Origin of the sequence: Blautia sp. HCP3S3_G3 (genome assembly GCF_052063365.1) — a bacterium.
Lineage (GTDB): Bacteria > Bacillota > Clostridia > Lachnospirales > Lachnospiraceae > Blautia_A.
Genome location: NZ_JBQHXR010000027.1, coordinates 1 through 24512, shown reverse-complemented (window position 1 = coordinate 24512; position 24512 = coordinate 1). Strand labels below are relative to the sequence as shown.

At 45.0% G+C, this 24512-nt stretch carries 15 protein-coding genes; 5 read left to right on the top strand and 10 right to left on the bottom strand.

Going from position 1 to position 24512, the window contains the following annotated elements; genetic code table 11:
* Positions 1-10: 10 nt before the first annotated feature.
* From iolC to rbsK, 9 genes are all read right to left on the bottom strand, one after another.
* Positions 11-1045, bottom strand: a complete 1035-nt coding sequence (gene iolC / locus ACTNEW_RS14390) for a 5-dehydro-2-deoxygluconokinase (protein WP_441062237.1) — start codon at positions 1043-1045, stop codon at positions 11-13.
* A gap of 200 nt (positions 1046-1245) precedes the next feature.
* Positions 1246-2259: an inositol 2-dehydrogenase gene (iolG, locus tag ACTNEW_RS14385; RefSeq protein WP_441062236.1), complete on the bottom strand. Its 1014-nt coding sequence runs from the start codon at positions 2257-2259 to the stop codon at positions 1246-1248.
* A gap of 89 nt (positions 2260-2348) precedes the next feature.
* The gene (gene iolE, locus ACTNEW_RS14380) at positions 2349-3248 is read right to left on the bottom strand and encodes a myo-inosose-2 dehydratase (protein ID WP_441062234.1); all 900 of its coding nucleotides are present in this window, start codon (positions 3246-3248) and stop codon (positions 2349-2351) included.
* Between the two features lie 333 nt (positions 3249-3581).
* Positions 3582-4607: a LacI family DNA-binding transcriptional regulator gene (locus tag ACTNEW_RS14375; RefSeq protein WP_441062232.1), complete on the bottom strand. Its 1026-nt coding sequence runs from the start codon at positions 4605-4607 to the stop codon at positions 3582-3584.
* A gap of 236 nt (positions 4608-4843) precedes the next feature.
* On the bottom strand, positions 4844-10456 hold the full coding sequence (locus ACTNEW_RS14370) for a DUF4062 domain-containing protein (protein ID WP_441062230.1): 5613 nt from the start codon (positions 10454-10456) through the stop codon (positions 4844-4846).
* Between the two features lie 130 nt (positions 10457-10586).
* Positions 10587-11789: a MalY/PatB family protein gene (locus tag ACTNEW_RS14365; RefSeq protein WP_441062228.1), complete on the bottom strand. Its 1203-nt coding sequence runs from the start codon at positions 11787-11789 to the stop codon at positions 10587-10589.
* A 15-nt stretch (positions 11790-11804) separates the two neighbouring features.
* Positions 11805-13028: a uroporphyrinogen decarboxylase family protein gene (locus ACTNEW_RS14360; RefSeq protein WP_441062227.1), complete on the bottom strand. Its 1224-nt coding sequence runs from the start codon at positions 13026-13028 to the stop codon at positions 11805-11807.
* A 379-nt stretch (positions 13029-13407) separates the two neighbouring features.
* The gene (locus ACTNEW_RS14355; RefSeq protein WP_441062226.1) at positions 13408-15540 is read right to left on the bottom strand and encodes an ADP-ribosylglycohydrolase family protein; all 2133 of its coding nucleotides are present in this window, start codon (positions 15538-15540) and stop codon (positions 13408-13410) included.
* A gap of 210 nt (positions 15541-15750) precedes the next feature.
* Positions 15751-16677, bottom strand: a complete 927-nt coding sequence (gene rbsK, locus ACTNEW_RS14350; RefSeq protein WP_441062224.1) for a ribokinase — start codon at positions 16675-16677, stop codon at positions 15751-15753.
* 269 nt (positions 16678-16946) lie between these two features.
* Here rbsK and ACTNEW_RS14345 point away from each other — a divergent pair, with 269 nt between their 5' ends.
* From ACTNEW_RS14345 to ACTNEW_RS14325, 5 genes are all read left to right on the top strand, one after another.
* Positions 16947-18851, top strand: coding sequence for a PfkB family carbohydrate kinase (locus ACTNEW_RS14345; RefSeq protein WP_441062223.1), 1905 nt, complete (start codon positions 16947-16949; stop codon positions 18849-18851).
* Between the two features lie 45 nt (positions 18852-18896).
* Entirely contained in the window at positions 18897-19208 is a 312-nt protein-coding gene (locus tag ACTNEW_RS14340) for a hypothetical protein (RefSeq protein WP_441062221.1), read from the top strand.
* 298 nt (positions 19209-19506) lie between these two features.
* Positions 19507-20601 (top strand): glycoside hydrolase family 172 protein, encoded by a 1095-nt coding sequence (locus ACTNEW_RS14335; RefSeq protein WP_441062219.1) that lies wholly within the window; start codon positions 19507-19509, stop codon positions 20599-20601.
* Between the two features lie 218 nt (positions 20602-20819).
* The gene (locus ACTNEW_RS14330; protein WP_441062217.1) at positions 20820-21707 is read left to right on the top strand and encodes an AraC family transcriptional regulator; all 888 of its coding nucleotides are present in this window, start codon (positions 20820-20822) and stop codon (positions 21705-21707) included.
* A gap of 227 nt (positions 21708-21934) precedes the next feature.
* Entirely contained in the window at positions 21935-23320 is a 1386-nt protein-coding gene (locus ACTNEW_RS14325; protein WP_441062215.1) for an MATE family efflux transporter, read from the top strand.
* Here the strand turns inward: ACTNEW_RS14325 and ACTNEW_RS14320 are convergent.
* A complete protein-coding gene (locus ACTNEW_RS14320; protein ID WP_441062214.1) occupies positions 23292-24323 on the bottom strand; it encodes a PHP domain-containing protein in 1032 nt (343 codons plus the stop codon). The two genes, ACTNEW_RS14325 and ACTNEW_RS14320, sit on opposite strands and share 29 nt — an antisense overlap.
* Positions 24324-24512 lie beyond the last annotated feature (189 nt).

Here is a 24512-nt window from a genome sequence, read left to right as displayed (position 1 = left end):
ACTGCATTCTCTATACTCTTGCAATCATTTCGCCATATTTTTCTTTTTCTTCACGAATAAAAGCATGTACTTCTTCCGGGCCCGGAAGGGAATCGGAGCAGTTATTGCTGCGTACCATCATGGAAGCTTCTGCAGAACCAAATTCCAGACAGTCGATGATTTCCCAGCCCTGATACAGACCATAAAGGAAACCGGAACCATATCCGTCTCCGCCTCCAAAGCCTTTTCTCGCTTCCACCGGGAACGGTTTGATGCTGAATTTCTGTCCATCACAGGTATAGGCTGTGGAGCCCTGCATGCCATGCTTGATCACAACGATTTTTGCATTGCATCCCTGCCAGTATGCTGCGCTTTCTTCATCTGTCATTCCCGGACAGATCAGCTTTTCTGTCAGGTCAAATTCTTCTCGGGAACCCATGATAATGTCTGCTTCTTTCGCGATAATGCTATAATAAATAGAAATTTCATCACTGTTTTTCCAGTTATATTCCCGGTAATCAATGTCAAAAATAATCTTTGTATTGTTTCTCTTTGCCAGCATCATAGCCTTGATGGCAGCCTCCCGGGATGGGCTTTCTGCCAGGGAAGTTCCGGAGATCAGAAGGGCTTTGGCACTCTTAATATACTCTTCCTTAATATCATCCACATGAAGCTGCAGATCCGCAATACGATTCCGGTACATCAGGATACTGCTCTCCTTCGGAGACAGCATTTCCGTAAAAGTAAGGCCCAGTTTTTCCCCGTTCGTACATTTGGTAATACAGGAAGTATCAATTCCCTGCTCATTAAAATAATCCACAACAAATTCGCCAAACTGGTCATCGGAAACCTTGCCGATAAAGCCGGCTTTCATGCCGTGATGCGTGACACCCACTGCAATGTTTGCCGGGGAACCGCCCACATATTTTTCAAAATAATGTACCTTTTTCAGAGGTTTGAATTCTTCTTTTACCACATCACTGTAGGCCGGATTAAAATCAATCGCCACTCTTCCGAGAAGCACCAGATCCAGCTTTCGTGATTCATCAAAATCAATATATTTCATGGCTCTTCCTCCATTTTCTGCGTAGTCTGCCACAATGCTGCAAAGCTTTTTTCTTTTCTTTCACAGTTCTTCCAGTCTCATTTATCTTCATTTTTTTACAGCCCGTAAACTGCCTGCGGCAGTCACGGGCTGTCTGATTTTTTATGTCACAGGAAAGTGCTCAATATCTTTCTGTGACGTAAAAAGCCCTTCGGGCAGATTTACATTGTAATCTCAGAAATTTTTACCGGACGATGTTCTTCCAGAGATTTCTTTGCAGCCAATCCCATCAGTACCGGCTGAAGTCCGTCCATAACACCCAGCGGAGTATCTGTATCTTCTTCGATTGCTTTGATAAAGCATTTTACTTCTTTTGCGTAAGCAGCCATATAACGTTCCAGGAAGAAGTAGAGCGGTTTCTCTCCTGTTACGCCATTTTCATTGCTGATCACTGCCATGGAAGCAGAGTCATTTCCTGTGGCAACCATGCCTTTGGAACCAAATACTTCTGCTCTCTGATCATATCCGTAAACTGCTTTTCTGGAGTTATCGATGACTGCAATAGCACCGTTTTCCATCTTCAGAGTGATGACTGCTGTATCCACATCACCTGCTTCACCGATAGCAGGATCTACCAGAACTGCAGCCTCTACATATACTTCCTCTGCATTGCAGCCTGCAAGGAAACGAACCAAATCAAAATCATGAATGGTCATATCCAGGAACATGCCTCCGGATACTTTTACATATTCTGCACATGGCGGTTCCGGGTCTCTGGAAGTCACTTTGATCACATGAATATCTCCCACTTTTCCTGCTACCACTGCCTGCTGAACTGCTTCAAAGTTATGGTCAAATCTGCGGTTAAATCCAACCTGATATTTCACATTGCTGTCTTTCAGAGCATCAATGACATCCTGAATTTTCTTCACATCATGGTCAATCGGTTTTTCGCAGAAAACATGTTTTCCAGCTTTGATTGCCTCTACGGAAATCGGAGAATGGGTATCTGTGGAGGAGCAGATCAGTACTGCATCGATATCCGGGTCTGCCAGGATTTCCTTATAATCCTTTGTGACAGCTTCCACTCCCATATTCTTAGCCCATTCCGCTGTTGCATCTGTCATAAAAGGATCTGCCAGCATCTTTACTTTTGCATTTGGTACCTGTGTGCAGATACTCTCTACATGTACTTTTCCAATTCTTCCTGCCCCGATAATTCCTACATTAACCATTGTTTATATCTCCTTTTTTCTATACTGTTTAAATTTTTCTGTACTGTTTTTTCTTTCTCACTGCTTATACGCATATTCTCCGTTTACAATTATAATCCGGTCTTTTCTGCGATAAAGGCTCTTGCTTTTTTTGCATATTCCAACGGGTTGGCCTTTGCCGGATCCTGCTCTGCTTCTACCAGCATATAACCTTCGTAATGGTTGTCTTCCAGCACTTTGAAAATCGGATCAAAGTCAATACAACCATCTCCAGGAACAGTAAAGGTTCCCATTCTAACGCCTTCCAGGAAGCTCAGATTTTCTTTTTTTACTTTGTCCACTACTTCCGGACGGATATCCTTCAGATGCACATGTTTGATTCTGTTCACATATTTTGTTACCATTTCCAGCGGGTCCACACCACAGTATGCAAAATGTCCGGTATCAAACAGAAGGCTCACATATTCCGGATCCGTATTCTCCATCATCCGCTCAACCTCATCTGCATTCTGTACCACGGTTCCCATATGATGATGGAAAGTAAGCGAAATTCCATATTCTTCTTTTGCAATCTTTCCAAGACGGTTCATGCCATCACAGAAAGCCTTCCATTCTTCGTCATTCATCACATATTTGTGTCCGAAGATCGGAGTATCCTGCATTCCCTGAACACTGTGGCTCTGTTCGGAAGCTCCGATGACTTTTGCACCCATGGCTTTCAGAAATGCAAGCTGTGCACGGAAATCTTTTTCCACTTCTTCAAAAGGCTTTGTGATCAGGAATGAGGAAAACCACTGATTGCATATTTCCATTCCGCGAAGCTCCAGTGCCTTTTTCAGTACTTCCGGATCTTTCGGGTATTTGTTGCCAACCTCGGAACCGGTAAATCCGGCGAGCGCCATCTCACTGACACACTGCTCAAATGTATTCTCTTTTCCCAGATCCGGCAGATCGTCATTCGTCCAGGCGATAGGGGCAATTCCTAATTTTACTTTCTCTTTATTGAACATTTTGGTCTCCTTCCCGTATGTCGCGTGCTTTGTATGTTTTGCGTGCTTTTTATTTCCTATTTTATATCATAATAATAGCACGCGTTTTTCCCGCGTGCAATTATTTTCCTTCGATTATGCGTTTTTCCACGAAATGCACAGTTTTTTCCATTTGTTTTTGTGACTTTAATCGAATCATTCTTTGCTGCATTCTTCCACAGCCATACAGATTCTATTTTTCTGCAAATCACATTTCCTACAGATTTCATTCTTCTGCAGCTTCCATTTCCTGCAGATTCTATTTTTCTGCAAAGAGTAGATTACAGATGGCATGAATGAATTTCTGGGCACTCTCTAAAGATTGTATTTCGTCTTAATCTTAATTTCCGTAAACTGGAATTCTTCTTCCGGCGGCATATCCTTCAGCAGGATATTTGCCAGAATGTACAATGGCCGGTATCCCTGATAAAATCCATTCTGGTCTATAAGAAAATCCACCAGATTTTCCTGTACAGCCTTCTCGTTTCTTGGCGTCTGGTCGTAGACAATCACATAAGGACGATTTTCCAGTTTCAGACTGTCAAATGCTTTTTTTACACCCGCCTGTCCTCCGGATACTACAAAAATACCGCTGATACCCGAAATATTCCACATGCTGTTGGTAATAATACGCTCCACCTCTTCGGCCTCATCAAAGCTTCCCTGCACACCGGCAATCTCCAGCCCCGGATACGACTTCTTCACTTCTTCCACAAAACCATCTACACGCGCATTGTTGACCACATTGCTGAAATATCCGGTAATGATCAGAATTTTCCCGCTTCCTCCGGTCATCAGCCCCATCAGCCCCGCCGCTGTCTGTCCGCTCTTTCTGTTATCCATCCCAACAAAGCAGGAGCGCCTGGTTCCCACAATATCTGAATTGAAAGTCACCACAGGGATTTTTTTCTCTTCTATCAGCCAGTTGATTTTTTCACGGACCCGCTCACATTCCAGGGGCATCAGAGCCAGGCCCTGAATTCCTTCCTCTGCCAGTTCTTCAATCGCACGCACCTGTTCCTCTTCATCCACGGAAAAGCTTTCTCTCAGGAGGATCTCCACTCCCCAGTCTTTCAATTCCTCCGCTGCCTGACGGATTCCTCTGTTGATCTCCAGCATAAAAGAAGCCTTCGCCAGCTGCGTCACTACTCCGATTCGAATCGTTTTTTTCTTCGCTGTATGCTTTTTCCGCTCTTTGTGCACATATCCCATTTCCTCTGCAATCTGAAGGACCTTCCTGGCAACTTCCGGATCAATGCGTCCGCGATTATTCAAAGCTCTGTCTACCGTGCCTCTGGATACGCCTGCTTTTTCTGCAATCTGCTGAATCGTTACTGCCATACTCTCTCTCCTGTCTCCCTGCCGTTCTTTGTATCATATTCGCTTTTCATGCAGCAGGAAAATACACAGTATTTCCTGTCATGCCAAAGTGTATCTTCTTACTCAAACATCACAAAACCACCAAAATTAACTTTGCTGTTTTCATTATATCACGCAAATAAAAAGCACGCAATATAATCGCGTGCTTTTTCTCATAATCAAGATGGATATGTTTCTCAAATCCAATTATTTCCCCGTTATTCTCCCATAAAAGGTGCAAGCATCCGTACCAATGCTTCCGCCTCTTCCTCCAGACCGGGATATTTCTGCACAAGTTCTCCACATTCCGCAAGTATTTCCATCCCTTTTTCCACATTTCCCTGATGGCCAAGGAGATAAACCGCATATTTCATGCTCATCTGCACATATTCTTTCAGATATCTGTCCGGCGCTTCTTCTGCCAGTCTCTGCAGTGTCTCCGCTGCTGTCCTGTAATCCCGTTCCACATCGTCAAACTTCTGAAGTCCTTCCCTGAGCTGTATCAGACAATTGCAGTCATCCTTCAGATCGCTCATGATTTCTTCTTTTCTGTTATCCATTTCCGGGATTTTCAGCGTTTCTTTTTCCAGGCGCACCGCCTCATCCAGAACATGGATCGCCCGCTCATAATCCGCCCTTGTTTTTCTCTGAATATAAATGAATCCCATCTGGCTGTAACAATTGTACCGGTATATTTTCTCTTTTGCAGAAAGATCACTGACAGGAACATCCTTCACCAATTGTGCATATCTTTGATATAATTCCAGAGCCTGTTCCTCCCGGCCTTCTGACAATACTGCGTCTGCAAATTCATAAAGATCGATTCGCTTTTTCTCTGCGGCACGCTCACCAGACAATTCTTTGCTCTGTCTGTACGCCAGCATCTCTGCCAAATCTGCCAGTTCTTTACTGTATCCCGGATATCTCTGGAAAATATTCATTGCCGCTGCAATATACTTCCGGACTTCTCTCTCTTCTTTTCCACATTCCATCATCAATTCCGCCTGGCGTTTGCACATTCCTGCCAATTCCATTTCAAATTCCACCGGCACTGCTTCTGCAAGTCTCATCAGAACCTGAATCGCAAGGTCATAATTTTTCATTGCCTGGTCATATTCCCCGCACATGATACACAAAACAGCCATATAAGCAGCATCCCTCTGAAGATCCACAAGAATCTCCATCGCAGACGACTCGTCTTTCAGATTCATGATGGCATCTGTTTCCGCTTTTATTGCCCGCGCAAAATATCCAAGCGCTTTCCGGAATTCTTCCTTCTGCGCGTAAATGTATCCCATTCTGCCGCAGCTTGTATAAGAACAGATGATTCTCTGCTGTGTCCTGTTATCTTCGGAAAGTTTTTGTGTTATTTCCACATTCTTCTCATAACAGGGCAGGGCCTTCTCCGGCTGTTCCATACGGCTGTACAGTTCTCCTGCACTGAAATAAATGGAAGCCAGATTTCCGTACACAGAATCATCCTCTGAAACAGCCAGTACTTCCTCATAAATTTCTATGCACTTTTTGTACATCCGTTCACATTTTTCCAGCTTCCTGGCATCTTCAAATCCTTCATAATACTCAGCAATATCCATGTAAATATCCGGGATCATCAGTTTATATTCCGGCTGCGCATCACACTTCAAAAACTGTTCCGCCGCATCCAATGCACGGGCAAAATATGCTTCTGTCTTTGCATCATCCCCCATTTTCATATAAAGATGCGCTGTTTTTCCGTAAGCAGAAATGCATTCCACCGATACCCGATAAGTCTGAATCTCCGGCATAATTTTCTCAAAAATACGAATTCCACGGATATAATACTCCAGTGCTTCCTGGAGTTCTTCGCTCTCTTCTGCCTGAGAAAAATAATCTCCTGCATTCACATACGCTTCAGCAATATTTCTCTGCACTTCCAGAGTATCACAGATTTTTTCCAGTTTTTCCGCAATCTCACAGGCTTTTTTCATATACGCTCCGGCTTTGTACCAATTGCTTTTATTCCCGGAATAAAGATATGCCTCTGCCACGTCCTGATAGCTGATCATCAGCGATTTCTGATTTCCGGGAGTATCCCGTTTTTCACAAATCAGCCTGCGAATTTCCAGAGCCTTCCGGTAACATTCCAGTGCTTCTTCTGTTTGATTTCCTGCCAGATATCCCTGGCCATTCAGACGAAGACTATAGGAAAGATCCCACAGATGTTCCACAGAATCGTTCTTTTCCTTCAGCTGCTCTGCAATCTGCAGTCCCTTCTGCAGATATTCCATCCCCTTCTCCCAGTCTCCGGTCTGAAGATACATCTCACCGATCTCATGATTTCCCACTTCTATATTGCGTTTCCGTTCTGCCGCCTCTCCGTATTTTTCCATGATTTTCCCGGTAATCTCCATGGATTTTTCATAATACGGTCTCGCCTTCCGGAAATTAAGCACGCCGCCCATACACTTATAAACATGCCCGATTCCGGAAAAAGCGGAGGACAGCTTCTCACTTACCGCTTCCGATGTAAATTCTGAACTGTCCAGTTCTTCATAAACTTCCCTGCCCAACTGATACAATTCCAGGGCTGCTTCCAGATTCTCCCTTGTGCCAAGAAGCTCATATACCTTTGCCGTACGGCACAGAACATCCCCGACAAGAATTTTGTTTATGTAAGTTCCTGTTTTTTCATAAAGCTCCGCTGCCAGCTCACCTGCATACATCAGATACTGAAGCGCCTGATTCATATTTTCTTCTTCTCCCGTTTTTACCAGGAGTTCTGCCGCAGCATTACAGACACTGATCTGTTTTCTCACACCATTCGACAGACGGCTGCTCTGTGCGGATTTTTCTGCATAAGCAAGTGCTTTTTTATAGCAGGATAACGCGTACTGGTCATATACCCGTTCTTCCATTTTCTCAAAGGTTTCTCCCAGCGCCAGATATACATTCACTAAATTCCCAAGACTTCTGACCGAATGAAGATCCGTATAAAGCTCCTGATTCATCTGCAATGCTTCTTCATAAAGACGGATTCCTGTCTCTATGTTTTTTCTTCCGCCCGAAATCCTGTATACACCACCCAGATCTCCAAGAGCTGCTGCCAGTTCAAAACGATTCTCCGGAGACGGATTTTTTTCCACCAGACTTCTCATCAGCATTTCCGCTTCTCCGAGAAGCTTTATCGCCTGTTCGATGTCCTGAGTTCTTCGCCTTTCAAGATGAATCCTTGCAATTTTCCCGCATGCCAGAGCAAGATTTCTGATATAGATTTCATCAGGAACCTGCCGTACAATTTCCCTGTTGATCGCAGCCGCCTTTTCCAGAAATTCCAGGGAATCTTCCCGGTTATTATCATCTCCCATACTATTCAGAAAGGAACCCATATTATCATAAGCTACCGCAAGTTCCGAATAATGGTGAGCGCTTTTATACCGGTCTGCAAGGGCCTCACATATACTGATTTCTTTCCTGTAATACTCATATGCCCGGCCAAAATTCTCCGCATTCTCTATCAGTTCCAGGTTTTTTCCCATCTGTTCATAAGCAAGATAAAGAATCCGGTATAAATAACCATTTACATAATTTTCTTTTTCCTCCGGTCTTTCTGCCAGTTTTTCCGTCCGTTCTTCTGCCGGCTTTTTCGTCCGTTCTTCTGCCAGCTTTTCCAGAAGAGGAAGCGCCTCTTCCAAAACAGACTGCCATATTTCCATCGCATCCCTGTTATCCCTGAAACGCTTTGACACCTCACATTCCAGAAAACTCCAGAAACCGCACAAATCCTCCAGACTCTGCAGATCATTTCCAGCTGAATTCATCGTACTCAGCATCCATGCCCCATGGTCCTTCATGCACTGACAGTAAATCGTCTCCGCAGCGTATCCGGCCTGCACAGTATTTTCCCCGATCCCGGCTGCATAATTCATAGCCTCTCGGGTCATTCCGGCACAGATCATATGATACAGAACTTCCTGCTGCCGTATGGGATCCTGTTCCGGCAGCAAAAGAAAATAGCATGCCAGTCTGCGATGTATTTCTTTTTTATCCGAAATCCCCCCGCAGATCCCTTCCCGAAGAGAACGATGCATAAAATCGTATCTTCCGTCATTCCTCAGCAAAAACAGTTCACTGATAAAATGCACCATCTGTAAAAATCTGACAGGTACAAAACGATCTCCATCCTCTTTCAGCAAAACCTCCAGATCCGCCAGACGCAGTCCGTATCTGGAGATTCCCGTATATTGCAGACATCGTTCTATCATCTTTGAGCCCGGCATTTTCGAATCCAGCATTTCCGCAACCGTAAACAGAAGTTCCCGGGACATTTCCGGCAGATTATCCGAGTAACCGCCCACCAGTTCCAGCTGCCTTTGATTGATCGCATCAATAGAGCCGCCCTGTCTGCCAATAAAAGAAAAATCCCCGGCATTCATCAGACACATACGATTGATGAGAAGATAAAGGTAAAGGGGATTAGAGGCTGACTTTTTTTCCAGTACTGCCGTCTTCACAACAGAAGAAAGCTGCTTGCCTTTTCCGGCAAGAATTTCCTCAATCACGGCATTTTTGTCTTCATCCTCAAAAACCGGCATGGAGAGCACATGAACAGATACCGGTTTTTTTAATGTATCCGGACCGGTCACCAGCCATCTGACATTTCTATAGCTCTCATCCGGAAACAGACCGGAGTCCTCCAGGTTTTCCATATCCGATAACTGATCAGGACCATCAAAAGCAATCAGAAGATGCCTGTCTGTTTTTTCATAAATGGTGCAGAGCTCTGAAAGCCGTTTTTTTATACGGCGCTGCATAAACATCCTTCTGTATCTGTCCGGATTGTTTTCCTCCGTGCCTTCTCCGGTATGTTCTTTTCCTTCGGTCTGATCCTCTGTCAAATGAGGTTCTCCCAACAGTTTTTCCATCTGCCAGACGACAGATTTCAGGAGTCCCTCCCGGCTTACAGACAGGGAAGTGTTCCCGCATAACATAGGAATTACATCCCATTTTCGTTCTTTCATTTCAGAACAGATATAGCTGAAGCAGGTGGTTTTTCCGCTTCCGGATTCTCCTGTCAGCATTACCGGATCCGTCTCTTTTTCATCCTCCAGACACGCGATCACCTGATCGGCAAATCCTCTTCCCGCAGAAAAATATTTCGCCTTTTCTTCCAGAAATCTCCACTGTGCATAACTGTCTTTTTCGAACACATTCATGAGAGAAATCCTTTTCCACTCATCTTCCAGAAGATCAAGAAAATCCCGCTGAACCATACCGGCAAATTCATCAAGATCATCCAGTTTGTCCGAATCCACACGGTAAAAGCGGACTTCTGCTCCGCCAAGGTGAAGCAGCCGTTCTTTCAGAGCTGACATCTTTCTCCGGTAATCTTCATTTTCCGGAAGATATTCCCTGTCAGGCTTCTTTCCGGGCACTTCCCGGATCTCACGAAAATAAATCAGTGTATGCCGACAGGTATTCGAATCATTCATAATACCATACTCGATTTCCAGCTGTGTCACACTGATTTCCATTTCTTCCAGTTCCAGTTTCCGCTTCCGGGCCTCGCGGGAAATAACAGACGGATCCGGCACAAAACCATATCGTTCACCCAAAAGGATCAGCATGTAGGGACGGGAACGGTCAATCTCATCCAGACATACCGAAATTACTTTTTCGGCCGCTTTTTCGTATTCCTCCGTAGTATCCACGCCCCATCTCAGATCACAAAAATCCACAGACTCCCCATACTTCCGCGCCGTTTCATTCAGGGCAGGAATCACCTGGTTCCGCAGACAATCCCGTTCATACTGGAAATCCCGAAATGTACTTGATACAAAAATATTTTTCATACGTCCTCCTTCCGTTCTCTCTGATCCTGTTTTTTCCGGCTCAGTATTTCATAGATTACTTGACACTGCCTCCCTCTGGCGCCAGTATACTGACTTTCCTCCATCCGGAAAATCCGCTCATTGTGATCTGTCAGAATACATATTTATCCAGACGTTCAAACGCTTCTTTCACCCGTGAAAACGGCAATGCAAGATTCATGCGTATCGCACACGGTCCATGGAACGGTCTGCCGTCCTGCCATGCAACCCCTGCATCCCATCCGGCTTTCTGCACCTCATCGATGGTTCTGCCATGCGCTTCACACCATTCGGAGCAGTCCAGAAACAGCATATAGGTTCCCTGAGGCCGGCTTACTTTCACCCCTTCAAAATGCTCCGCAATATAATCACAGGCAAAGTTAATATTCCCCGTCAATACCTGACAGAGCTCGTCCACCCACTCATAGCCTTCCGGTTTGTACGCACCGATCAGAGCATGCATGGAAAGTACATTCATGGAATTGTAGTGGCATTTTTCTGACTGAGCCCGCACCCGGTCACGGAGATACGGATTGTAAATGATATGATAACTGCCGATCAGTCCTGCCAGATTAAAGGTCTTGCTGGGTGCATAAAGCGCAATGGTACGGTTCCTTGCATCTTCACTGACGGACTGTGTCGGAGTGTGATGATTCCCTTCCAGAATAATGTCAGACCAGATTTCATCCGAAATCACCACGCATTCATTGGCTCTGTACACTTCCATAGCTTTTTCAATTTCCCAGCGTTCCCATACACGGCCGCACGGGTTATGAGGACTGCAGAAAACAGCCGCATGGATATGGTTTGCCTTTATTTTTGCATCCATATCTTCAAAATCCATCCGCCATACCCCGTTTTCATCCTGTTTCAGCGGGCTATGGACAATTTTAAAGCCCCTGCCGGTAATACTTCCGGTAAAGCCAATATAGGTCGGGCTGTGAAGAAGCACTGCATCTCCCGGCGATGCAAAAGCCATCAGGGCAGATATCACGCCTCCGAGGACACCGTTTTCGTATCCGATACATTCTTTCGTAAGTCCTGTTACGCCGTTTCTCTTTGTCTGCCAGCGAATGATGGAAGCATAATATTCATCCGTCGGGTCAAAATATCCATACATCGGATGCTTCACACGTTCTATGATACTCTCCTGAATCGTAGGCACCGTAGGGAAATTCATGTCCGCCACCCACATGGGGATTGCGTCAAAGCCTTCTTTCGGGATGTCCGGCGCCATCCCGCCTCCGCCAAGTCTGTCAATCGCAATGGCATCTTTTCCGCGGCGGTCTATGATTGATGTAAAATCGTACTTCATGATCTGTTCCTCCTGTTAGTATATTTTGGCAGAGCAAACGTGCTGCTGCCTGCTGATACAAGCTTTTCTCGGTGCATCGGCGCCCGCTTCTTTCATGACATTTTTCAGACACCCCAGATAATACCGGTAATTCTCCAGAGAAGTGGATGGTGCAACCTGGTGATCCGCTCCGGGGATATATCCGCCCTGACGGATAACAGGCATCAGCCGCTCAAATTCCTTATCAATAGCTTCCTTTCCCTCTGCAATGGCCAGCTTATTAAAGCCACCGATCAGTTTTACTCCGGGAAACTGTTTTCTCACTTCCACGATGTCCATCCCGGCATTCACGTCCATCGGCAGAAAGCCATCTACACCTGCAGCCAGCATATTGGGAATCAGCTGTCTGAAATCGCCATCCGTATCCACGAATGCATTCTTCACGCCTTTTTTCTTCAGGAATGGAATCAGTTTTTTATAATAATCCCCGACAAATTCGTCAAACATCGCAGGTGATATCATTGGTCCGTTCACACCGCTTAAATCTTCCTCAAACAGAATTACTTCCGGCTGTATCAGGCTGAAAATTTTATCGAAATACTCCAGATATTTTTCCAGAATAAAATCATTGATTTCATGCAGCAGCTCCGGCATTTCATAAAAAGCGATCAGGTGTTCTTCCACACCCAGAAGCTCTCTTGCCGTCCAGAAAAATCCGGAAGCCCGGAAACGGATAGAAAAATCCCCTCTGCGGTGCCCGTCTGTGTATTTCCCATAGATTTCCCGGAGTTTTTCATCACTGCAGTAATGCTCCAGTTCAGACTCTATTCGCTCTTTCAAAAGCGGCCAGTCCTCCTCTTCCACGATCACCGGCTTTACTTCCTGTACCAGATCTCTCGTCTTATAATATCTCCTCTGCCATCCGTCTTCGTCCAGTTTCCGAGTAAATTCCGGTGTATCCTCCAGTACCTGCCCATCAAAACATTTGAACGGAATACGAAAAGACATTCTCTTTACCCCGTCCAGACCCAGGAACTGTTCATACTCATAAACCGGATCTGTCATCAAATCATTAAAATATCTCCTGCTCCGGTCCTTCGCCTGAGGGTATAAGTAATCCGCTGTAAATTTCTCCGGAATCCCCTCCTTCAGCCATCGTTCCACAGTCAGCGTCCACGGAAAAAAAGTCTCCGCAAATGCCCCTCTGTCCTCCGGTTTTTCGAAATTCAGCGTAGCTGATAAGCGTTCTGACGTGTTCATGTCTTCCTCCTGTATATCTGTTAAGATTATTCGTATCTGACCGGTACATTCACAGACAGCGGCATCTCAACAGTTACGATTATTCTATACTTACATAGTAAATCGTTGCCCGAAATTACGCAAGCATGGATTGGCAGTCTTTTTCATCCACACAGAATACATTTGCCATTTTCAAATATAACAACAATGGAAATGATATTGACATCCGGCAGGCCCTCCCAGCCGGATCAAGACCTTGTATATACAATTTCCTCCCATTCTATGCTTTTCTTCAATTCTTTCACTTTACACGGAATAAATAACAAATGGTTTCCGGAAGTTTTTTCGTCTTCAGGAAACCATTTGTCTGATTTCAGTACTTATGTTTATTAATTCTGAATCACTTTATAATTTTAATTCTGCGGTATTTATCATGGCTGCCTTTCATCATGGATACACCCACAGCGCCTCTCAGATATGGACGTTCTTCATCACAGGCTTCCAGGACACAATCTCCGATCTCTGCTTTCAGGACATTTCCTTTTACCGTGATTTTCACCGTATACTCCTCACCGGATTTCCAGTCGAATGGTTTTTCCGTAAGGACACGGTATCCGTTATCGTTCTTCAGCAGTGCGGCTTTTCCATCCGGAAGAAGTCCAAAAGCATAAGAACGAATGGCTCCCTGCACGCGTACATTTACCATATGGTTTTCTCCTGTAAGAGGGGTAAATGTAAACTCTGCCCCATAATCCTTCCAGTCATGTCTTCCCGTATAGGCTTCCGCAAAATCGGAGCAGGAGAGATGAAGCTGTCCATCCTCAAGATACATCAGCCCTTTCAGTTTGGTCATCTGGCTGATTTCCCGGTGAAGCCCCGGCCATACTTCTGCGGTTTCTGCAGAAAAGTCCAGAGTATAGTCCGGATTTCCGTCTGCATACAGATCATCCAGAAGTACCACATAATCAAAAACTTCTGTATGGGTTCCCATGATACGTGAGCAGACGCCCATTTCGTCCAGAAGTGCCCCCTCCAGCGAAGGGATTTCGAAAGAAATTGTATTCCATTCTCCCTTTTTCACAGCAGTTTTTTCACTTTCATAAACCTTTCCGGTATGCGCGTCACGGACATAAAGGCTGATCAGCGCGTCCTGGCTGTACTCTGGTATGCAGACACTTGCATGCAGAGTCTGACCCGGATAGATCAGCGGGGAAAAACACGGATCATAACGGCTGTCGTGGAAATCTTCCGGCTGATAATACGTTTTGCGGTACGCAAAAACAGCATCCCCGCCTGTCACCATTTTCGCCAGAACTTTCAGGGAACGCTGCCCGGAAGCAGCCGATTCGTCTGTATTCATCACTGCTGTTTCATAGCCTGTCCGGGCATTGCCGAAGCTTTCTGTACGGACACGGATGGCATGAGTGGAACCCGGATATTCAAAGTGACAGCTGTCAATTCTCTCTTCCGTAATGGTTTTCCACGGCTCCGGCATTTCCTCACCGGCCACTGCATACGCCAGTTTCGCAATGTAAGCGGCTCCGTAAGGAATATCCATAATATTCATGGATCCCACTACACTGGAACATGCCAGAAAATCATTGATCGGTTTTCTCCACTTATCATAATCAATACCGGCAAGCCCATTGCGCACACCCATGATTGTCGCTACATTTCCCACGTTGCAGTCTGTATCCCAGCCGCACATGTTCGTAATATTCAAAGTATCCGAGAAGTCCCCTTCTCCATAAAGAAGTCCCAGAATCATCACAGCTATGTTCGGAATAATATGGCAGTTGCCCGGATATTTATCATAGCCGAAATTCTCATAGATATACCGGAAACAGTCTCTCCAATTCTCTGGATGCTCATCATAAAATGCCATAACTGCCCTTACCACACGGGCATATTCACAGTCCTTCGGAATATAGGAAAGACCTTTTTCGATAATTTTCCGGATGTCTTTTTCTTCAAATGCATAGCTGATGCATACTGCCACAAAAATGCCTCCATAAATTCCGTTGCCGCCATGTGTAACGCTCGCGGCTTTTTCCGCATATTTTGCAGCCAGATCCGGATTTCCCGGAGTTACCAGCCCCCATGTATCAATAAAAATCTGGCCGCCGATCTGTTCTGCCGTTGCATGACCGTTCTGCTCAATACTTCCGCTCATCGGTGCCGGAATTCCGTTTCGAAGATTCAGATATGCGGTATGTTCTGTGGAAATCCCGTAACCTCCCCACCAGAAAAATCCATGTTCAAAGGGAGCATAATTCAAAAGAGCCTCAGCCACATCCTGGGCTTCAAGATCAAATCCATGCCGTCCCTCTTCCAATGCTCTCAGAAAAAACAGAGGTCCGTTGCTGTCATCATCCGCCGCAAATTCATGATAATCCACCGGATAATCCCGCAGGTCACCGTAGGTATTTCTGATCTTTTCATAGGTCCAGCCTTCAATGGGCGCACCAAGACGGATTCCGATAATTTTCGCCAGCCAGCCGGCATATATATTCTCAATGTATTCCTGCTTCATTCCTGTATCGTTCCTCCTTATGCGTAATTACATCCTTTTTATTCCTGCCTGCGCATGACTTCATCTATTCTCCATACGCATGATCTCATTTTTTCTGCCTGCACACGGATTCATCTTGTCTCCATGCGCATGATCTCATTTTTTCTGCCTGTACACGGATTCATCTTGTCTCCATGCACATGATCTCATTTTTTCTGCCTGCACACGGATTCATCTTGTCTCCATACGAATGACTTCATCCACTTCTTCCCGGGTCGGTATGGAACTCTGCGCTCCCTTTCGCGTGACCGCAATGGAAGAAGCCGTGTTTGCAAACCGGATGGCCTGTGCATTGCTCATTCCCTCCGACAGACCTACCACAAATGCCGCATTAAAGCAGTCACCTGCTGCAGTGGTATCCACAGCATCTACTTTCCGTGTGGGATACTGGTGTACGCCTTCTTCATTTACCAGCATTGCTCCCTGACTTCCCAGTGTTACCAGAATATTTTTCACACCTTTTCCAAGCAGTTCTTTGGCACCTGCCTGAATACTTTCCAGAGTCTCCTCTGTTTTCCCGGTGAGTTTTACAATTTCTGTTTCGTTCGGTGTAAGGTAATCCACCTTTTCAAGAATTTCATCCGGAAGATTCTCCGGAGCCGGGGCTGGATTCAGAATTACTGTTTTTCCCAGTTCTTTGGCTCTTTCAATTCCGTAAAACACAGCCTCGCAGGGGATTTCCATCTGAAAGATCACATAATCACTCTCACGGATCATTTCATCATGCGATTTCAGATATTCTACATCACAGGCTTTGTTAGCGCCCGCAATGACAACGATGGAATTATTGCCTTCCTCGTTCACATAAATCACCGCCATGCCGGTGGGATACTCTTCCAGCATAGAAATTCCGAAGCAGTCGATTCCGCTTTTTTTCATATTTTCCAGCAGTGCCCGACCATGGCTGTCCTTTCCCAGACATCCCAGCATAGCCGCATTTCCGCCCAGACTTCCGGCTGTATACGCCTGATTGGCGCCCTTTCCTCCCGGAATATACGACGGATTCTCCCCAAGCACAGTCTCTCCTACTACGGGCATATGTTTCATTCCTATTACCATATCCATGTTCAGACTTCCGATGATAAGGATTTTCTTCATAGTTTATTCTCCTCTTTTTCTATTTTATTCTCATATGAATTTCACATTTTTCTGTACTCGTATTATATGACACAAGTTCGACTTTATCAATATTTTTATCATTTATGTTTAATAAAACTTTTTCTTCAACTATTTTTTTAGACACATCTATCAATCTATGGATTGACAATTCATTTCTTATACCACATAATAAAGAAACAGAATGCTGGAAATATAAATTTCAGTATTCATCAGCAAATAAAAAATCCCTTCATAGAAGGAGGTCACCAATGACAATCAAAGAAATCGCCGCTTTGGCAGGTGTTTCCATTTCCACTGTCTCAAAGATCGTAAATAATAAAGACCAGAACATTGCAGCAGAAACCCGCAACAAAGTTCTGGAAATTGTAAAAGAATATAATTACACTCCCTATGGCATGGTAAAAAACCTTTCCACCGCCAAGACGTTCATACTGGGAGTTGTGCTTTCCAATATGCCCCGCACCAATTCCATGCTTTCAGGTATTGCAGAAGCTGCGGCGGAATGTAATTACAGCCTTCTCCTGTTTGACAGCCGGAACCGTCCGGATCTGGAGCTGAAACACATTAACGCCCTCTCTCAGAAACGTGTGGACGGTGTGATCTGGGAACCCGTCAATGCCAAAAGTCACCAGCTGGAGCATTACCTGACTGATCAGAATATCCCTTTCATCCATATCATGGAGAAAGACAATCCCCATTCTTTCAAAATCAATTACGAGGAAATGGGATACCTGCTCACTCAGGAACTGATTGACTATAAACATGCAAAAATCGCCTGTCTGATAAAACCTGACAGCCAGCGTTCCATGATGGTTCTGGAAGGATTCCGAAAATGTCTGTTTGACAACCACATTCCATACCATAACTCTATGGAAATTTCCATCGGGAACCCGGATTATCTCACCGAACTGCTGGGACACAAATTCTCCGGAGTAGTAAGTTCACACTTTTCCTCTTCTCTGACTCTTTATGAGGATATGGACCGGCTTCATTACTCCATCCCTTCCGATCTGTCTGTTGTCAGCCTGAAGGACGAAGTCAGGGAGGCTATTTCCTATCCGCATATTTCCAGCATCAGTATCCCGTACAAAGAGTTCGGCTATCATATCGGAAAAGCAATCATACAGAAATGTGAAAAAACAGCGGATACAGATGCAGGAGTTTCTTTTTCCGGAGACTGCTCCCTGGATACCGAAGACAGCCTCTACGTACCATTTTTCCTTCGTTCCAAAAAAATTGTTGTAGTAGGAAGCATCAACACAGACCTGACTTTTAATGTAGATTCTCTGCCGCAGACCGGGAAAGCCACAAGAATCCTGAATTCCACTTTTTCCCTTGGCGGAAAGGGCGCCAACCAGGCTGTAGGCGCAGCCAAACTCGGACGGGAAGTTTCCCTGATCGGAGAGATCGGCAATGACATTGACTCCAATCTGATATTTGACCAATTGGAAAAAGAACATGTAATCACGCAGGGCATCCAGCGAAATCCGAATTTCCCTACCGGAAAAGCATATATTTATATTGAGGAAAGCGGTGAAAGTGCGATCAGCGTTCTCGCAGGAGCCAACAGTAATCTGACCCCCGAATGCATCCGGCAGCGCCAGCATTTATTCAAAAATTCCGGATGCTGTCTCATCTCCACCGAACTGACAAACGAAACAACTCTCGAGGCAGCAAAAACCGCCAGAAAATATGGAGCTAAGACCTTTTTAAAACCAACCGTCATTAAAGCTATGCCAGGTGAGCTTTGTTCCTACATTGACTTTTTTATCCCCAACCGTTATGAAGCCTCACTGCTCAGTCCTCCGGAATACGGTACTATTGAGGATCAGGCAGAATACTTTTTTTGTCAGGGTATTCCAAACGTTATCATTACCCTCGGCTCTCGCGGATGTTATTTGAAAACCAACGACACTGCCAGATATTTTCCTGCGGCTGACTTTACCCCGATAGACACCACCGGAGGCGCAGATGCCTTTATTTCCTGCCTTGCTTCCTGTCTGACGGACGGATATTCACTGGAAAAGTCCATCCGCATCGCTAATTATGCGGCCGGATTCTGTATTTCCAGACAGGGTGTCGTCCCGGCACTTGTTGACCGCACAACTCTGGAATCGCATATTAAGCGGATCGAACCGGAATTGTTATTATAAATTCTGACCGATATCCTGCTCGGAAACAAAGCGGAGGTGACAAATATGATCTTACAGGAATATGACGAAGATCTACACATCAGAAATGAAAAAGAAATCAGCTTTCAGGATGGATACGAAAAGGAGTGCAGGGATGCAGAGGATAAAGTATTAGCAGAAAAGCAGCGGGCAGATGATGAAAAGCGATGCGCGGATGATGAAAGAAAACGCGCAGACAATGAAAAGAAACGCGCAGATAACATTAACAGTCTTAATAAAGTTCTGATGTTAAAACTCAAGGGAAAAAGCAATGAAGAAATCGCAGATTCTTTACATCTTTCTCCTGCAGCCGTTCATCAGATGCTTGATAATATCTAATATGATCCATCGATTTCCAGTTAAGCAGCCAATGGATGACACCCGTTTTTATCCAGCTATATTTCGTGATACTTTTTCTGGAAACTGTGTATTTTCCATAGAAACAGACAATGTTAAAATAGGTACAGATAATCTTATCACGGAATGTTTTATCGTACAGTAAGCGAAGTTTCCTACTAAACAAAAGTGATTGCTGATGCAGGCGACCCAAATCGGCAATTAAAGTAACTAATATTGGTAATTAAAATAAAACACACCCAAATAATAGACATAACCCATCAGGAAAAAGGAGTACACTATGTTCGATTTAAGTCAGATTTCTCAATTAAAAAAAGGCAAAAGCAGAAGTATCAACTGGGAAAACCAAAATGGCGAAAAAGGAAAAGGCGGCATGGCGGCAAGCCCTCTGGGACCATCCAGAAAAGGTTCCCCCTGCGTTCCCAGGATTGCTGCCGGCGAAACCGTGACCCTTGCTGAGATTACCGGTCCCGGAACGATCCAGCACATCTGGATCACGGTCACAGATCACACCAGTGACCGCAACCGCTATCTGCTCAGAGACCTGGTGCTGCGCATGTACTGGGACAATGAGGAGACTCCTTCCGTAGAAAGCCCTCTGGGTGACTTTTTCTGCTGTGGATTCGGCGCATCCTACTGCGTCAATTCCCTGCCGATTGCTGTAAACCCCACCAGAGGCTTTAACTGTTATTTCCCGATGCCTTTTTACAAAAAAGCACGCATCACTATTGAAAATCAGTGCGACGAAGACCTGGAAGCATTCTTTTACCAGGTAGATTACTGTCTTACCGACACTCTTCCGGAAAATACCGGTTACTTCCACGCCCAGTGGAAACGCCAGCGACTCACGGAAAAAGGTCAGGATTATGTCATTCTTGACAATGTCAAAGGGCGCGGGCAGTATGTTGGAACATATATGGCACTGACCACGCTCGAACGTTACTGGTACGGAGAAGGCGAAGTGAAATTTTACATCGACGGCGATCAGGAATATCCTACCATCTGCGGAACCGGAACCGAAGATTACTTCGGCGGAGCATGGAGCTTCGCGGCTCAGGAAAACGGAAGGACCGTGGAAAATACCTACTGTACGCCATTTATGGGATACCCTTATTATTCCAATCGTGATACTCTGGTCCACAATGATTATCATAACGATGATAAAATGCCGGAGCGCAGTTTTTACCGCTGGCATATCGCAGATCCCATTCTTTTTGAGGAAGACCTGAGAGTCACGATCCAGCAGATCGGAGTTTACCACGGCGGACTATTTGAGCGCCAGGACGATGTAGCTACCGTAGCCTACTGGTATCAGGCAGAACCTCATACTCCGTTTGCGCCGCTCATGGAGCGCAGGGAGAGATGGCCCAGATAACCGGTACATCAAAAAGTTTGACATAAAAAAAGAAAATTTGACATAAAAAAAAGAAAATGTTATAAATAAATAGAAAAGTGAACGTGAGAAAATACGATGTAACAGCAGTAAAAGCTCCCTTACATCGTATTTTGTTATTCCGACAGACGATCTGAAAGACTGAACCATATCATCTCTTTCAGCATACAACTTACAGCAGAAAATAGGAGGAATCTCCCATGAAAAACGATTATGAAGAGAAAAAAATACACGGCTCCCTTCTGTTTCCATTCCAGTATTATCATTCCCATACCGGAAGCTCCGTAAAGATTCTGGTACCTTTTCACTGGCACCAGAATATGGAGATTTTATTTGTGGAAAAAGGACCTTTCCGGATATATGCAGACGGCGTTTCCGAGGATGGAAACACCGGTGATATTTTCTTTTTTAATCCGGAACAGCTTCATCAGATCTGTGGTACTGACGAGAAAAACTCCTATTATTCCTTCGTATTTTCCCTGTCTATGCTGAATTTCCAGGAACAGGATTATACGCAGACAGCGATTCTGAACCCGCTTTGCAAAGAACGATGGTTTCCCCTGAAAATATCTCCGGATACCGCAGGATATACGGAAATTTCCCGGATTCTTTACCGGCTGAAAGAGCATAATACAGAGCAGCCTGCTGCTTACCAGCTCCTCACCAAAGCAGAACTGTACCGGCTGATCGCAGTCCTCGAACAGAATCATCTTTTCCTTACAGAAGCAGGCCATATGTCCCGTCAGCACTCCCAGACCGCCCTTCGTCTGAAGGAAGTGATCAATTATGTAGCGGAACATTATAAGGAAAATATCTCTCTGGAACAGGCAGCCGGTATCATGCATATGACTCCGAAATATTTTTCCAATTATTTTTCCTCGACATTATACATCAGCTTTGTACAGTACCTGAACCGGTTCCGCATTGAGAAAGCATGTCTGCTTCTTCAGACAACAGACATGCCGGTCATGGAAGTAGGTTTGGAAGTGGGCTATGAGAATTTCAGTTACTTTATCCGCCGGTTCAGGGAATTTCAGGGATGCACGCCTTCGGAATACCGTAAACAGCTGAATCAGAACAGTTCATGATAAAACTCATTACTGAAGCAATCCGCCCCGAAGTGAAGAATCCTGCAAAACAGGATTCTTTTTTATGTGATATTGTGATATTTTTTCTGGAAACTGTGCATTTTCTGTAATCACAGATAATGCTAATATATAGGCAAAGAATGATCCGGCGGCCATGGATTCCCTTTATATTTGCAGACGCTGCCGGTTCATCATAATAACATTTCAGTAAGAGGTGAACAGTTCTCATGACAGCCAGATTAAAAGATATGACCACCGGCAGACCGGTTTCGCTGATTGTCACTTTTGCATTACCACTGATGATCGGAAATGTTTTTCAGCAGCTATATTCCGTCGCAGACAGTATGGTAGTTGGCAAATCACTGGGGGTAAGCGCCCTTGCAGGTCTTGGGGCATCCACATGGCCAAACTTTATTATTCTTGGAATTCTTCAGGGGCTTACACAGGGATTTTCCATTCTGATCGCACAGACTTTTGGCGCCAGAGATGAGCGCCGTCTGAAAACAGCAGTCGGCAATTCTGTGATATTATCTTCCGTCAGCGCATTGATTCTTCTGCTTCTCGGACAGCTCCTGCTGCTTCCGATCCTGCATCTTCTGCGGACACCGGAAGAGGTAATTCCTTATGCACTCCTCTATCTGAGGATCTGCTTTATCGGCATTCCTGTTATCGCCGCCTACAACCTGCAGGCATCTATTCTCAGGGCTCTGGGAGACGGTCAGACGCCTCTGCGGGCTATGATCACAGCCTCCGTTATCAATGTAATACTGGATCTTTTGTTCGTAATTGTACTGGATTTCGGTATCGCAGGTGCAGCAGCAGCCACCCTGATTGCTCAGTTCTGCTCCTGTCTCTACTGCTTCTATTACATACGAAAGATCGATCTGCTTTTCCTGCAGAAAGAGCATCTGCATCTCCAAAAACAGCTGGTAAGTTCCATGCTTTCCACCAGCGCACCCATGGCTTTGCAGAATCTGCTCATTGCCGCAGGCGGAATGATCGTACAATCTGTCGTCAACCGGTTCAGCCTGTTATTTATTGCCGGTTTTACTGCAGGAAGCAAGCTTCACGGAGTTCTGGAAATTGCCACTTCTTCCTTCGGTTTTGCCATGACTACTTATGTAGGACAAAATCTTGGAGCCAAAAAAATGGATCGCATCCACCGCGGTGTACGCTCCGCTCTTCTGGCAGCGGTCCTCACTTCCCTGGTGATTTCCACAGTCATGCTTCTGTCAGGAAGATGGATTCTCAGCGGATTTGTATCCGGAACAGAACAGGAAATGGCACAGACCATCGATGTAGCTTACCGCTATCTGACCATCATGTGCGTATGCCTTCCGATCCTGTATGCTCTGTATGTGTTCCGCTCTTCTCTGCAGGGAATGGGAAATACATTCCTGCCCATGGTTTCCGGAATTGCTGAACTGATTATGCGTACCAGTGCCGCGCTCATTCTTTCCCGTTACATCGGTGAGACTGGTGTATTTCTTGCAGAAGTACTTGCCTGGGCAGGTGCAGACGTGGTATTGATCAGCAGCTACCTCTTCACTGTCCGGAAAGTCTCCGCAATGCTGGGGCAAAGCACTAATCGGCAGAAAACAGTTCATCCGTAAAATAAGCACGGGTATCCGCATGGCGCCCGGCATGGTCTGTCACGGTAACACGGATATATACGTCCTCCGGTTTTACATCAAATACAGCTTCTGTGACAGACTCTCCCGGTTCCGCCCAGACAACGGAATTTCGCCTGATTCCGGAAGTAAATTGAATTTTCTCTGCCGGTCCGCACTCTATATACAGTTTTCCATTTTTCATCCACAGCGCATGAATCTCAGGCCCCTGTGAAGCATAAAAATTACCAGCTTCCAGAGCGCCTGTGATCGTGCGGTAATCCAGTCTGTCCGCCTTAATCATGGTAAATCCGCCAAAAGAATCAAACTTCCTTGTACCATATTCCCCTCGATTATGGTTGTCATCCGCGGCAATGCAGTATATTCTCTTTCCTGCCCGGAGCATATCATCATATACCCTCGGGTTATAATCCTCATATCCTTCTGTCATACAGCCAAAATTACAGATTTCCATTGCATTCATACCGATATAGGAACTATATTCACGATAGTTTTCCTGTGACCATGTGGGATGATTGTATGTAACAAAAAAGCCTTTTTTCCGGCAGCGGCGAATGAGATCATTGATTCCATCGGCTGTATATTCCCGTTCATAATCCGATTCTGTCTCGTCAAATTTTACCAGGTGCTTATATTGATCAGCATTGCCGAAACGGTATTTGGTCCGATGCCAGCAGGGCTGCACCACATTATCCGGTTCCAGCGCAATAAAGCATAAATGGCAGCATTTAATCTGAGAAAAATCTTTTTCCGCCGGTTCATTGATTTCCATCTCAAACGCATTGAGCGGAAGAAATTTTTCATCCGCAAGTTCCGGATGAGGGATCAGAATATCATGATCCGTATAGGCAACCACAGAATATCCTTTTTCTTTATAAAGCTTCTTCACCTCTTCCGGCGACAGTGCTCCATCTGATAAATTCGTATGACAATGCAGGTTTGCTTTGTAAAAGTTCCCCTGTTCGGGCAATAAATATCGTTTCATTTTTCTCTCCTTTTATAAAATCATTTCATCCGTATCTTATTGTAATCGCTCTGGATTTTCTATAAAAATACTGTTATCATTATGATGTTGGGGTCAAAAGCCCTGCCATAGTACCTTGAAAAGTTCATAGATTTTGTAGTAAATACATGCCTAAATGGTTTACTTACTGTATAATAGAGATATCTAAGG

Excerpts from the sequence above, each read along its gene's own strand:
- iolC (WP_441062237.1), bottom strand. The coding sequence starts at position 1,045 with ATGAAATATATTGATTTTGATGAATCACGAAAGCTGGATCTGGTGCTT.
- iolG (WP_441062236.1), bottom strand. The coding sequence starts at position 2,259 with ATGGTTAATGTAGGAATTATCGGGGCAGGAAGAATTGGAAAAGTACAT.
- iolE (WP_441062234.1), bottom strand. The coding sequence starts at position 3,248 with ATGTTCAATAAAGAGAAAGTAAAATTAGGAATTGCCCCTATCGCCTGG.
- ACTNEW_RS14375 (WP_441062232.1), bottom strand. The coding sequence starts at position 4,607 with ATGGCAGTAACGATTCAGCAGATTGCAGAAAAAGCAGGCGTATCCAGA.
- ACTNEW_RS14370 (WP_441062230.1), bottom strand. The coding sequence starts at position 10,456 with ATGAAAAATATTTTTGTATCAAGTACATTTCGGGATTTCCAGTATGAA.
- ACTNEW_RS14365 (WP_441062228.1), bottom strand. The coding sequence starts at position 11,789 with ATGAAGTACGATTTTACATCAATCATAGACCGCCGCGGAAAAGATGCC.
- ACTNEW_RS14360 (WP_441062227.1), bottom strand. The coding sequence starts at position 13,028 with ATGAACACGTCAGAACGCTTATCAGCTACGCTGAATTTCGAAAAACCG.
- ACTNEW_RS14355 (WP_441062226.1), bottom strand. The coding sequence starts at position 15,540 with ATGAAGCAGGAATACATTGAGAATATATATGCCGGCTGGCTGGCGAAA.
- rbsK (WP_441062224.1), bottom strand. The coding sequence starts at position 16,677 with ATGAAGAAAATCCTTATCATCGGAAGTCTGAACATGGATATGGTAATA.
- ACTNEW_RS14345 (WP_441062223.1), top strand. The coding sequence starts at position 16,947 with ATGACAATCAAAGAAATCGCCGCTTTGGCAGGTGTTTCCATTTCCACT.
- ACTNEW_RS14340 (WP_441062221.1), top strand. The coding sequence starts at position 18,897 with ATGATCTTACAGGAATATGACGAAGATCTACACATCAGAAATGAAAAA.
- ACTNEW_RS14335 (WP_441062219.1), top strand. The coding sequence starts at position 19,507 with ATGTTCGATTTAAGTCAGATTTCTCAATTAAAAAAAGGCAAAAGCAGA.
- ACTNEW_RS14330 (WP_441062217.1), top strand. The coding sequence starts at position 20,820 with ATGAAAAACGATTATGAAGAGAAAAAAATACACGGCTCCCTTCTGTTT.
- ACTNEW_RS14325 (WP_441062215.1), top strand. The coding sequence starts at position 21,935 with ATGACAGCCAGATTAAAAGATATGACCACCGGCAGACCGGTTTCGCTG.
- ACTNEW_RS14320 (WP_441062214.1), bottom strand. The coding sequence starts at position 24,323 with ATGAAACGATATTTATTGCCCGAACAGGGGAACTTTTACAAAGCAAAC.